This is a genomic window from Armatimonadota bacterium, assembly GCA_031432545.1.
Lineage (GTDB): Bacteria > Sysuimicrobiota > Sysuimicrobiia > Sysuimicrobiales > Sysuimicrobiaceae > Caldifonticola > Caldifonticola tengchongensis.
This window is the reverse complement of record JAVKGX010000010.1, coordinates 13,290-25,113: the sequence shown is the minus strand read 5'-3', so window position 1 is coordinate 25,113 and position 11,824 is coordinate 13,290. Positions and strand designations below refer to the sequence as shown.

The following is an 11,824-nucleotide window of genomic DNA, read 5'->3' as shown; positions in this document are numbered from 1 at the left end:
TGAAAAACAACAGCGCACGGCGTAACGCCGTGCGCCGGTCCGCCGCAATCCCTGACCGCGCCGACTCAGCCGGTACCGTGATGCTCGGAGGCGTCATCCCGCATGACGGGCCGCACCGCGGCGCTCAGTCGGAAGTCTTGGCCGTCTCCTTTCGGGCCTCCGGACCGTCGCTCTTCGCCGAGGTCTTGCCCTCCGACGCCGCGCCGTCGCCCGACGACTTCTCACGGCGTCGGTAGTCGGTCACGTGAAACCCCGAACCGCGGAAGACAATTCCGATGGATCCGTAGACGCGGCGCGGTGTCGCCCCGCACCGCGGGCACCGGGGCGCTTGGGCGTCGACTCCGTGGAACGTCTCGAACCGGTTGTCGCACTGTGGGCATCGATATTCGTAGACAGGCACGTACGGACCTCCGATGGATACGACGATGAACTGCCTCCATTCTTCTCCCGCCGCCGCCTGTCCGTCAACCGAGGCGTCGGCCGGGCGCCCGCGCCGCGGCTACCTGCGTGCCAGGTGTGCGATCCAAACCGGGCCTGCGGAGTGCGCTGTGTTGGTGCCGAATGCCAGCGCCCGCCCCGTCGGACTCCATGCCAGCGCGACTTCGAACCCGTGGTCGGCCAGTTCGGGACGGTAGTCGGTCACGTGCAGCCGGCTGCGGCCGTCCGCATCGGCGATCCAGATCGTCGCCTGCTCGTCGCCGGCGACCTCCGCGTAGGCGACCTTGTCGGACTGAGGGGACCAAGCCGCGTCGGTGATCCGCACCGCGTGGGCGATCCGGCGCACAGACGAGCCGTCCGATCGCCCCACCCACAGTGACATGCTGCCCTCCCGCCCGAGGACGTAGGCGATCCACCGCCCGTCTGCCGACAGCACCGACCTGACGACGACCCCTACCGGCGGCGGCACCGCAGCGCGGTCCCCCCCGGCCACGCGCACCCGCCACTGCGCCCGCGTCGCGCCGGAGGCGTCCTCGATCCGGACAAAGGCATACACGCCGTCGGGATACCAGCCCAGGTCGCCCATCCACGTCCCAGAGGGCGACGACAGCAGAGGCCTTCGCACCCCGCCGTCGCGGCTGAGCAGCCAGGCGTGGTAGCCGTCGCGCTCGACGATCGCGACGCCGCGCTCGCCTCCAGGGCCCCAGCGGAACCCACGCACGACCCCCTCGGTGGGCAGAGGTGTGGCGGTGCCACGGGCCGCGTCCACCACGAACAGCCGACCGCCGGCAATCGCTGCGAGCCACAGTGCGCTCGGCGACCAGTCCAACCCGGTGACCGGCTGCAGGGCGACGATCCGGCGCTCCTGCCCGGTGGCGAGGGTGAGCGCGAAGACGCCGGTCTGGGTGCCGAACGCGATCTGATCCCCTTCGGGGGACCAGCTGGCGTTGCTGATCGCCATACGGTCGGTGATCCGACCGACACGGACCACCTCCAGCGAGGCCACCGGCTCGGGCTTGGGGACGCGGGAGAACTGGACCTGGCAGGCAACGAGCGCCAGGGCAACGATGGCCGTGGCGGCGCGGGTTGCCGACCCTCTGGCAGGTGGTCTCACACCACCGTGTACTTGCCGGCGGCCAGGTCCTGGATCAGAGCGCGCACGTCCGCCAGCTCACGGTCGAGCACTTCGCGAACCCCGCGCAGCACCCGGCTGCGTCGCGCGCGGGGCTCCAGGATCACCTGCGCCGCCGCCACCCTGGGGCGATCGATCGGTTCGCCGATCTGGCTGCACAACCAGATGTAGCACTCCCGCACGCCGGCCACCTCGTCGTAGACTCTCTGCGCGATGCGGTGCGTGAGGATCGTGTAGATCTTGCCGACGTGCGATACCGGGTTCTTGCCGGCGGCCGCCTCGGTGCCCATCGGACGGTTCAGGGCGATCACGCCGTTCACCTTGTTCCCGCGGCCGACCTGCCCACTGTCGCCGCTCTCTGCCGAGGTCCCGGTGACCGACAGGTACATCCCCCCGATTCCCCGGTCGGGCTCGTCGGCGTTGTTGAGGTGCAGCGCGACGTCCTCGATCGACGAATGCGCGCGCACGTGCTGCAGGACCGCTTCGTGCATCTGTGCCTTGCGCCGGAAGTACGTCCGCTCGCTGTCGATGAACCTGTCCACAAATGCCACCGCCACGGTCAGGTGCAGCGCGCTGCCGGTACGGATCCCCATCACCTTGATGTCCTCGCCGGCCTCCGGGAACTGCTTCTTGAACGCCGCCGAGTTCATGTACCGTTCGGTCTCCAGCACGATGCGCTCGGTCTCCGTCAGCGGTGCGTAGCCGACGGCGGCCGAGGTATCGTTGGCGCCGATCTCGGTGCGGTGGAAGATGTCCACCAGCTCGGGGGACCCGGGCTTGATCTGGATGTCGTAGGTCACGTGTTCATCCGGGTCCACGAATCGCAGGTGTCGGCGGATCCACCGCTTGGCCGTCTGGGTCGCGATCTCGCCGATGGGGATCTCGACCTCGCCCAGGCGGTAGGTGGCTCGGTCTCCGAAGATCAAGCGCATCGGCTCGCGGATCACCCCGCCGCCCAGACGGACCTCGGCGTCGCCCGCCACCAGGAAGGCCTTGTCGATGTTGTGGTGCAGGATCGTGCCCACCCGTTCCAGGTACGCGCGGCTGAGTTCGACCGACACCTGCTCCATGATGGCGTCACAGATGGAGTCGGGATGCCCTACGCCCTTGCGCTCCACCAACTCCACCTGGTGTTCGGAAACGGGTACGCCCGGCAGTGCTTCCACGAGGATGTTGCGCGTCACCGATCTCCCTCCGCTGGCAGTCTCCCACTCGACGATCCTAGCATCCGTGCCCACCGCAAGGGGAGGTGGCTAACGCCACGCGTGCGTGCGATGCGCGAACAGCCGGACGAGGATCAGCCCGGCGACGAACCCGCCGACGTGGGCCCAGAACGCCACGCCGCCGCCCTGGGTCTGGACCCCCAGGGAGGCGACTCCGTACAGCAGCTGAAGCAGAAACCACATCGGCAAGAACAGCAGCGCCGGCACTTCTGCTACCTGGGTGAAGAACCCCAGGGGCACCAGCGCGAGGATGCGTGCCCTGGGATACAGGATCAGGTAGCCGCCCAGCACGCCCGCGATCGCGCCGCTCGCACCGACCATCGGCACCGATGAGGTCGGGTCGATCAGGATCTGGGCCAGCGCTGCGGCGATCCCACACAGCATGTAGAAGGTCGCAAAGCGCAACGGGCCCATCGCGTCTTCGACGTTGTTGCCGAAGATCCACAGGTACAGCATGTTGCCGATCAGGTGCAGCCAGCCGCCGTGCAGGAACATCGACGTGACGAAGGCGTAGTACGGGGGTTCCGGCCCGGCGATCCGTGCCGGCACGAGGCCAAATGTCTGGAACAACCGCCCGATCGCGGCCTCGTTCGGCAAGGAGACGGTGTACAGGAACACCGCCACGTTCGCTGCGAGGATCGACAGCATGACGGCGGGCGTGTGGCGAGACGGCTCGCTGTCGCGCAGTGGGATCATCGTCGGGGCAGGCTACCGCTCCCAGGCGGCCTGGTCCACACCCTCGGCTTCGGCCACAGCCAAGAGCACCTTCTCGCGGTCGGCGGCCTTTGGCAGGCGCACCGCCAGTTGCAGGTTCACGCGGCCGTCCAGCCTCTCGGTCATCTCCACGCCCTCGATGCTCGCCTGGTAGCGCCCGAGGATCGACCCGATCCTCCCCAGCTGTCCGGGGCGATCGACCGTCGTCATCGTCAGGATGCCCGCGCCCTCGACCCGGCGCGGCAGGCGGCGCTCCACCCGGGCGAACAGGTGGAGCACGACGACCACGAGCGCCGTCGCCAGCAGTGCGCCCGCGTAGAACCCGGCACCTGCGGCCATGCCGATCGCCGCCACCGTCCAGAGGCTGGCGGCCGTGGTGAGCCCACCGACACCGGCCCCGTGCCGCCAGATCGTCCCGGCACCGATGAAGCCGATTCCGACGACGATGTTGGACGCGATGCGGGCCGGGTCAGCCCCGCTGCCGAAGAATCCGTAACGGCTGACCAGCGTGAAGGTGGCCGCCCCCAGCGTGACGAGGATGTGTGTCCGGAACCCCGCCGGCTTCTCCAAGACCTCGCGCTCGATGCCGACGATCCCTCCGAGGATGATCGCGAGAAGCAGGCGCAGGCCGATTTCGAAGGTGTCGATCATGGGCTAGTAACTCGTGCCCACCCATCGTAGGATGTCACGATAGGTGAGTGCAAGGATCAGCATCAACAGCAGCGCCAGCCCGACCAGGTGGGCGTAGCCCTCTCGGCGCGGGTCGATCCCCCGGCGCCGGATCGCCTCGACGAGCAGGAAGCCCAGCCTCCCGCCGTCCAGCGCCGGGAGGGGGAGCAGATTGAACATGCCGATCATGATGCTCAAGAATGCGGTCATGAAAAGGTAGGCGTCGACGCCGACCCGCGCGGCATCCCCCAGCAGCCGCACCGCGCCCACCGGGCCAGCCAGCTCCTCCAAAAAGCTGCCTGTGGTGACCAGCCGCGCGATGCCCACGACGATCTCGCGCATCGCGCGCACGGTCTGCTGCGCACCCCAGACCAGGGCGCCTGCGAGCCCGAAGGAGCGCCGCTGCACCCCGGGCGTGATACCCGTCACGCCCACCTGCAGCCGCGGATCGAGCCGGGGCGTCACCGTCACCGTGAAAGTCCGGCTGTCGCGCTGCACGGTCAACCTCAGAGGGTTGCCGGCGTTGCGGTGAATCGTACGCACCATCGCCTCACCGTCGGTGATCGTCTGCCCGTCGATCGCGACGATCCGATCACCCCGCTGCAGCCCCGCCTGCGCGGCGGGCCAACCGGGCCGCAGATCGGCGATCTCGTTGGTGACACGCTCGGGCAGTCCGTACACCCACACACTGACGGCAAACAGCAGCGCGGCGAGCACCAGGTTCATCGCCGGACCGGCCGCCACGACGGCGATGCGTGCCCACACGCTCTTTTGGCGGAACGACCCCGGGCCCTCGCCGTCTGCGAAGTCCTCGCCCTCCAGACGCACGTAGCCGCCCAGCGGGAGGGCATTGAGGCTGTACTGCGTATTACCCCGGCGGAACCGAAACAGTGCCGGGCCGAACCCCACCGCGAAGGCGTGCACGGTCACGCCCACGCGCTTGGCCACGAGGAAGTGGCCGAGCTCGTGGGCCAGGATCATCAGGCCGAATGCCAAAATCGCGAGCACGATCGGCATCACAGACTCCTTACCACGGCCCGGGCCCAGCGGTCCGCCTCCAGGATATCTTCCAGGTTGGGGTCTGCAACGGTTTCGTGCAACTCCATCGCGGCGCGGACCGCCCGGGGGATGTGCGCGAAGCCGAGTTCGCCAGCCAGGAACCTGTGGACCGCGGCCTCATTGGCAGCGTTGAGGACCGCTGGCATCGTGCCACCGACGGCCAGCGCCTCGTACGCGTAGCTCAAAGACGGGAACCGGCGCAGGTCGGGCGGCTCGAAGGTGAGCGTGTGATGTACCGTCCAGTCCATCGGTGTGTGGGCCGGGGGCGTGCGGTCGGGGTCGGTCAGCGCGTACTGGATGAACAGGCGCATGTCGGGGGGGCTCAGGTGGGCCACCACGGACCCGTCGGCGAACTCCACCATACCGTGTACGATGCTCTGCGGGTGGATCACGACCTGGATCCGGCTGGGGGGTAGGTCGAACAGCCACCGCGCCTCGATCACCTCGAGCGCCTTGTTCATCAGCGTGGCAGAGTCCACGGTGATCTTCGGCCCCATCCGCCAGGTCGGGTGGGCCAGCGCTTCTTGCGGCGTGACGCACTCCATCCCTTCGAGTGAGCGGCGCAGGAAGGGACCGCCCGAAGCGGTGATCACGATGCGCGCCACCTGGTCGCGGTGTCCCGCGCGCAGGCACTGGTAGATCGCGCTGTGTTCGCCGTCGACCGGAATGAGCCGGACGCCGTGCTCGGCGACCGCGCGCCGGACGAGCGGGCCGCCGGCGACGAGGGCTTCCTTGTTGGCCAGCGCCACGTCCTTGCCGGCGGCGATCGCCGCGAGGGTCGGCACCAGACCAGCGATGCCCACCACGCAGACGAGCACCACATTCGCCGACGGCCACCCCGCCACACGTTCGAGGCCGGGCGGCCCCGCGAACAACTCGCCCCGCCACCCGGCGACGCGGTCGGCCAGCGCCGCCGCGGCGGCGGGTTCCCAGACGGCTACCGCCTCGGGTCGCCAGCGGCGGATCTGCTCAGCCAGCGTGTCGACGTCCCGCCTGGCCGCCAGCGCGACGACGCGTACGCGGTCGGCGAGCGCATCGGCGACCTGCAGCGCCTGTTGCCCGATCGATCCGGTGGATCCGAGGATGGCGAGACGTTTCATCCGATGGTGACCGTGCTCAGATCGCCCCCGTCCACAGCCCGAACGCGTAGTAAGCGATCACACCCGCGAACAACAGCCCGTCGAACCGGTCCAGGAAACCACCGTGTCCGGGCAGGAGGTTGCCTGAGTCTTTCACCCGCGCTTCGCGTTTGATCGCCGACTCCCACAGGTCACCCACCTGCGACGCCACGCCGCAGGCCAGGCCGCCGACCACCGCGAACGCCGCCGGCAGGCCGGCGGCCCATCCTACCCCCAACGCCGCGACCAGGGCACCCCCCAGGCCGCCGACGGCACCCTCGATCGTCTTGGCCGGACTCACCTCGGGCAGCAGCTTGCGGCGCCCGATTCTGCGCCCGACGAAGTAGGCGGCGCTGTCGCCAACCCACACCGCTCCAAGCACAAGCAGCGTCAGTGCAACGCCGTCGGGCAGCCGACGGAGCAGGAGGAGGTGGGCGGCGAAGTAGCCGACGTACAGCGCACCCAGCGCGGTGCCCGCGGCGTTGGGCAGGGCGCGGCCTCGCCGTTCGGCGAGCTGCGCCGACAGCGCGTACAGCAGCAGGCCCGCCAGCAGCGTCGGGATCCAGCGGTGCTCGCCGACGTGCGCGAGGACCACGAAGGCCACGGCAGCGACCATGCCCGCCTCCCGACTCGGCACGTATCCCGCGCGGTTCATCAGCGCATAGAACTCCCATGTTCCGAACGCGACCACCATGCACACCAGCGCGGCGAAAAACCACCCGCCCACCCAGATCCCCGCGACGGCGAGGGGCACGCCGACCATTGCGGTCAACAGGCGTCTAGTCAGCATCGAGACCACCGAACCGGCGGACCCGCGCTTGGTAGTTCCGCAGGGCATCGAGCAGCGTCTGACGGGTGAATTGCGGCCACAGCACGGGAGTGAAGTACATCTCCGCGTATGCGCACTGCCAGATCAAGAAGTTGCTGATGCGTTGCTCCCCCCCGGTCCGGATCAGCAGATCCGGATCGGGCAGGGGGTACGTCTGCAGGCACTGTACGAATGCGTCCTCGTCCACCTGCTCCGGCCGCAGCATCCCCCTCACGCCGGATTCCACCAGCGCCCGTGCCGCCCGCACCACCTCCGCGCGGCCGCCGTAGTTCAACGCCCCAACAAGGTCCAGGTCCTGGTTGTGGGCAGTCGCCTCCTCCGCGTAGCGGATCGCCTCGCGCAAGCCAGGTGGGAAGGCTTCCCGGTCGCCGATGATGCGGATCCGTACGCCCTCGCGCGCCAGCTCCTGCGTCTCCTCGCGAAGCACTTGCTCGTACAAGGCGCACAGCGCTTCGACCTCCTCGCGCGGCCGGCGCCAGTTCTCGGTGCTGAAGGCGTACAGCGTCAGAACACGGATCCCGAACTCGCGCGCGGCGCGCACCGCTTCCCGGATCGCCTCCCGCCCCGCCCGGTGACCCTCGATGCGCGGCAGCCCGCGCGAGGTGGCCCAGCGGCCGTTGCCGTCCATGATGATCGCGACGTGCGCGGGAATCCTTCGGGGATCCAGCCCCAGGCGGCGCAGCCCCTCATCGTGGGGGAGTGCAGCCTCGGTCGTCGGTGAGGGGTCCCCGGGGCGTATGGCAGGTGGCTCAGCCACGTGAGGGCCGCGATGGGCGGGACGCGCGCTCATACTGCTCCCAGACCACGACGAGCTCCACGCGACCTTCGATCTCGCGCTGGCGAACCACCCTCTGTCGGCCCCGACCGGTCGCGCGAGGCGGCGCGGTCAGGCGGAGCTCCACGGTGCGCGCATCCAGCAGCGCGCGCGCCTCGTCGAGCGGGTAGCCGACGACGTCGGGCGTCATTACGGCGTCAGGATCTCCGCTTCCTTCTTCTCGAGCAGGGCGTCGATCTCCGCAATGAATTTGTCGGTGAGTTTTTGCAGTTCGTCCTGCGCCCGCTTGGCCTCGTCCTCCGAGATCTCGTGGGCGTCTTCCAGCTCCTCGATCATCTCCTTGGCCTCGCGGCGGATGTTGCGCACGGCCACACGCCCCTCCTCGGCGTGCCGCCGCGCCACCTTGACGAGATCGCGCCGTCTCTCCTCCGTCAGCGGAGGAATCGGGATGCGGAGCACCGCGCCGTCGGAGCTGGGCACGAGTCCGAGTTCGCTCTGCAGGATCGCCTTCTCGATCGCCTTGAGCGCGTTCTTGTCCCACGGCTGGACCACGAGCAGGCGCGGCTCGGGCACCGAGATCGTGGCGATCCGGTTGAGCGGCGTTGGGGTGCCATAGTAGTCGATGCGGATGTGCTCGACCAACGCCGGACTCGCGCGCCCGGTGCGCAGTCCGCCGAACTCCCGCTGCGTGGCCTCCACGGCTTTCTGCATCCTCTGACGGGCGTCCCGGAGGATGTCGGCGATCATCGCACGCCTCCGATCAGCGTGCCGACGTGTTCGCCGCGGACGATCCGCGCGAGGTTGCCGGGTTCCTGCAGGTTGAACACCCAGATGTCCAAACCGTTGTCCATGCACAGCGACACCGTCGTCGTGTCCATGACCTGCAGGCCGCGGTTGATGTAGTCGAGATAGGTCAGCCGGTCGAACATCACCGCGTCGGCGTAGCGGTTGGGATCCTTGTCGAAGACGCCGGGCACACGGTTCTTGGCGATCAGCACCGCGCCGGCTTCGATCTCGATTGCGCGCAGCGCCGCGGTCGTGTCGGTCGTAAAGTACGGGCTGCCCGTTCCGGCCGCGAACAGCACCACCCGGCCCTTCTCGAGGTGGCGGACGGCACGGCGTCGGATGAACGGTTCGGCGATCTCGTGCATGGCGATCGCGCTCTGCACCCGGGTCTGCAGGCCGTGGCTCTCGAGCACCTCCTGCAGCGCCAGCGCGTTGATGACGGTGGCCAGCATCCCCATGTAGTCAGCGGTCACCTTGTCGATGCCGAGTTTGCGGCTGAATTCTGCGCCCCGCACGATGTTGCCGCCTCCGACGACGAGAGCGATCTGGGTGCCGAGCTCCTGCACCGCCCGCACCTCGCGCGCGATCAGCCGCAGGACCTCGGGGTCCAGGGTGGCTGGCTCGGGGCCGCTCAGCTCCTCGCCGCTGATCTTGAGGACGATGCGCTGGTAGCGCGCCTGTAGCATCGGAGCGGGTGGTCGGCTGCGGACCTCAGGTCGCTTCTCCCAGCCGGAACCGCGCAAAGCGCCGCACGACGATGTTCTCGCCGGTCCGGGCGATCGTCTCCTGGACGATCTCCGAAACCTTCTTCTTCTCGTCGCGGATGTAGGGCTGCTCAAGCAACACGACCGTCTCGACCCACTTGCGCAGCTTGCCCTCCACCGCCTTCTCCAGCGCGGCTGGAGGGCGATCGCGCATCGTCTGTTGCAGCTGCGCGCGCGCGATCTCCCGTTCCCGGTGCAGGACCTCGGCTGGGATCTCCGCCTCCGAGACGTACTGGGGGTCGGTGGCGGCCACCTGCATCGCCAGGTTCCGCACCAGGGCCCGAAACTCTTCCGTGCGGGCAACGAAGTCCGTCTCGCAGTTGACCTCGATCAGCACGCCCAGCGTCCCGCCGCCGTGGATGTACGCATCCACCAAACCCTGGCTGGCCGCGCGCCCCGCTCGCTTGGCCGCACTCGCAAGCCCCTTTTTGCGCAGCAGCTCCACGGCTTTGTCGAGGTTTCCGCCGGCCTCCTCCAAAGCGCCCTTGCAATCCATCATGCCCGCGCCGGTGCGTGCCCGCAGTTCCTTCACGAGTTCTGCCGTCGCCGCCATCAGACCTCTGCTTCCTCCTCTTCGCTCTCGCTGCGCTCGTACGCCTCCGCCGTCATCGGTTGTCCGTCTACCTCCCCGTCCAGCGGCACGGGTTCCGGGACGGGCACCGGTTCCTCGGCCGCGTGCTTGCGCCGTTCCTCGGCCCCTTCGATGCAGGCGTCGGCGATCCGGCTGGTGATCAGACGCACCGCCCGAATCGCGTCGTCGTTGCCCGGCATCGGGTAGTCGACCTCGTCGGGATCGCAGTTGGTGTCCACGATCGCGACGATCGGAATCCCCAGCTTGCGGGCCTCGGCGACCGCGATGTGCTCCTTCCGCGTGTCCACGACGTAGACTGCGGACGGTAGCCGATTCATCATCTTGATCCCGCCCAAGTACTTCTCCAGCCGCGCATGCTCTTCGAGGACCCGGGCCTGTTCCTTCTTGGTGAGCATCTCCAACTGGCCCATCTCGCGCAGCTGCTCGATCTCGCGGAGCCGGTCGACCCGGCGTCGGATGGTCTGAAAGTTGGTCAGCATGCCGCCCAACCACCGCTGATTGACGTAGGGCATGCCGGCACGCTGGGCTTCCTCGCGGATGGCGTCCTGTGCCTGCTTCTTCGTCCCCACAAACAGCACCAGTCCGCTCTGCGCGACGGTGTCCCGGACGAAACGGTACGCCTCCTCCATCAGGGGAACGGACTTCTGGAGGTCGATGATGTGGATGCCGTTCCGTTCGGTGAAGATGAACCGGGCCATCTTCGGGTTCCACCGCCGGGTTTGGTGCCCGAAGTGGACTCCCGATTCGAGCAGTTGCTTCATGCTGACGACGGGCATCCTGCCTCCTGGTTTGCCTCCGCGCGATGTGCTCTCCGGGGAGCCCGCAAGGCCCGAATCCGTGTTCGAGACCCCTCGCCTGCCGTCGCGCGTGCGGAAGTGCGGCCGTCTCCCCCGGTCGACCCGGAGCCACCGGCGCGCCCGACGTAGTATAGCAGAAAACCGGCAGGGCCGCGGTCAGCAGCGGGAGCGCAGCCGCTCCAGTTCCCCGCGCAGCGACGGGTGGAGGACCTGGATGTGGGTTCCTTTCATTCCGAGGGACCGGGTCCGGAGGACCTGTCCACCCTCGAGCTTGCGCAGCGCGTTGACGATCACCGAGCGGGTGATGCCGACTCGGTCCGCCACGCGGCTGGCGACGACGATCCCCTCGTCACCTTCGAGTTCTGCGAGGACGTACCACACCGCCTCGACCTCCAAGTACGACAGCACACGCAGAGCCGCCCGTAGCCGTTCCGTCGAGGCTCCATCGCGGTCGCCATCCCCTCCTGAAGCCAGGTCGAGCGCCAGCAGCGCACCCGTGTACTCGATCAGCACGCGGTCCCGGTCGTCGGGCGGGGCGTCCCGCACGATCAACAGCGTGCCGACGCGGCGGCCGAACGCGCGCAGGGGCACGGCGCTGACCTTCCCTCCGGGCGAGAACAGCGAGGCCACCGGGCCTTCGCTCAGACCCTGGCGCGGTGCCTGCGGGGCAGCGAACTGCCGCCGCGCGTCGGCCGGGATGTGGGTCCCCACCGCCAGCCGATCGCCAACGCCCCGACCCGCCGCCGCCCGGATTTGTCCTTCCGCGTCCACCAGGACGACACCGGCCCGGATCATCTCCGCCAACGTCGACAGCACGTCGCGGGCGCAGTGGCGTTCCGCCGTCGTACCGACCGTTCGAACGATCCTCCTGGCCCGTTCCAGCAGCTCCACCATCACAGACTCCCCCGCGGCGCCGCGACCCCGTCGG

General features: G+C 68.8%; 15 protein-coding genes. All 15 read right to left on the bottom strand.

Features of this window, described 5'->3' with window-relative positions:
• Positions 1–124: 124 nt before the first annotated feature.
• The 15 genes from QN163_09125 to QN163_09055 all read right to left on the bottom strand — a co-directional run bounded on the left by QN163_09125 (position 125) and on the right by QN163_09055 (position 11,790).
• On the bottom strand, positions 125–400 hold the full coding sequence (locus QN163_09125) for a zinc ribbon domain-containing protein (protein MDR5684174.1): 276 nt from the start codon (positions 398–400) through the stop codon (positions 125–127).
• 99 nt (positions 401–499) lie between these two features.
• The gene (locus QN163_09120; protein ID MDR5684173.1) at positions 500–1,552 is read right to left on the bottom strand and encodes a hypothetical protein; all 1,053 of its coding nucleotides are present in this window, start codon (positions 1,550–1,552) and stop codon (positions 500–502) included.
• Positions 1,549–2,754 carry a methionine adenosyltransferase gene (locus QN163_09115; GenBank protein ID MDR5684172.1) on the bottom strand — a complete coding sequence of 402 codons (1,206 nt, stop codon included), beginning with the start codon at positions 2,752–2,754 and terminating at the stop codon, positions 1,549–1,551. The genes QN163_09120 and QN163_09115 overlap by 4 nt, the downstream gene beginning before the upstream one ends.
• A 69-nt stretch (positions 2,755–2,823) precedes the next feature.
• The gene (locus QN163_09110) at positions 2,824–3,489 is read right to left on the bottom strand and encodes a rhomboid family intramembrane serine protease (protein ID MDR5684171.1); all 666 of its coding nucleotides are present in this window, start codon (positions 3,487–3,489) and stop codon (positions 2,824–2,826) included.
• A 12-nt stretch (positions 3,490–3,501) separates the two neighbouring features.
• Positions 3,502–4,158, bottom strand: a complete 657-nt coding sequence (locus QN163_09105) for an MgtC/SapB family protein (protein MDR5684170.1) — start codon at positions 4,156–4,158, stop codon at positions 3,502–3,504.
• Between the two features lie 3 nt (positions 4,159–4,161).
• Positions 4,162–5,193 carry an RIP metalloprotease RseP gene (rseP, locus tag QN163_09100; protein ID MDR5684169.1) on the bottom strand — a complete coding sequence of 344 codons (1,032 nt, stop codon included), beginning with the start codon at positions 5,191–5,193 and terminating at the stop codon, positions 4,162–4,164.
• On the bottom strand, positions 5,193–6,335 hold the full coding sequence (locus tag QN163_09095; protein MDR5684168.1) for a 1-deoxy-D-xylulose-5-phosphate reductoisomerase: 1,143 nt from the start codon (positions 6,333–6,335) through the stop codon (positions 5,193–5,195). Before QN163_09095 ends, rseP begins: the two co-directional genes overlap by 1 nt.
• Before the next feature lie 16 nt (positions 6,336–6,351).
• Entirely contained in the window at positions 6,352–7,143 is a 792-nt protein-coding gene (locus QN163_09090) for a phosphatidate cytidylyltransferase (protein ID MDR5684167.1), read from the bottom strand.
• Positions 7,133–7,939, bottom strand: a complete 807-nt coding sequence (locus QN163_09085; GenBank protein ID MDR5684166.1) for an isoprenyl transferase — start codon at positions 7,937–7,939, stop codon at positions 7,133–7,135. Before QN163_09085 ends, QN163_09090 begins: the two co-directional genes overlap by 11 nt.
• Entirely contained in the window at positions 7,932–8,147 is a 216-nt protein-coding gene (locus QN163_09080) for a hypothetical protein (protein MDR5684165.1), read from the bottom strand. Before QN163_09080 ends, QN163_09085 begins: the two co-directional genes overlap by 8 nt.
• On the bottom strand, positions 8,147–8,704 hold the full coding sequence (frr, locus tag QN163_09075; protein MDR5684164.1) for a ribosome recycling factor: 558 nt from the start codon (positions 8,702–8,704) through the stop codon (positions 8,147–8,149). The genes QN163_09080 and frr overlap by 1 nt, the downstream gene beginning before the upstream one ends.
• On the bottom strand, positions 8,701–9,429 hold the full coding sequence (gene pyrH / locus QN163_09070; protein ID MDR5684163.1) for a UMP kinase: 729 nt from the start codon (positions 9,427–9,429) through the stop codon (positions 8,701–8,703). The genes frr and pyrH overlap by 4 nt, the downstream gene beginning before the upstream one ends.
• Positions 9,430–9,454: 25 nt before the next feature.
• The gene (tsf, locus tag QN163_09065) at positions 9,455–10,060 is read right to left on the bottom strand and encodes a translation elongation factor Ts (protein ID MDR5684162.1); all 606 of its coding nucleotides are present in this window, start codon (positions 10,058–10,060) and stop codon (positions 9,455–9,457) included.
• Positions 10,060–10,875 carry a 30S ribosomal protein S2 gene (rpsB, locus tag QN163_09060; protein ID MDR5684161.1) on the bottom strand — a complete coding sequence of 272 codons (816 nt, stop codon included), beginning with the start codon at positions 10,873–10,875 and terminating at the stop codon, positions 10,060–10,062. The genes tsf and rpsB overlap by 1 nt, the downstream gene beginning before the upstream one ends.
• A 177-nt stretch (positions 10,876–11,052) precedes the next feature.
• On the bottom strand, positions 11,053–11,790 hold the full coding sequence (locus tag QN163_09055) for a hypothetical protein (protein ID MDR5684160.1): 738 nt from the start codon (positions 11,788–11,790) through the stop codon (positions 11,053–11,055).
• Positions 11,791–11,824: the final 34 nt, after the last annotated feature.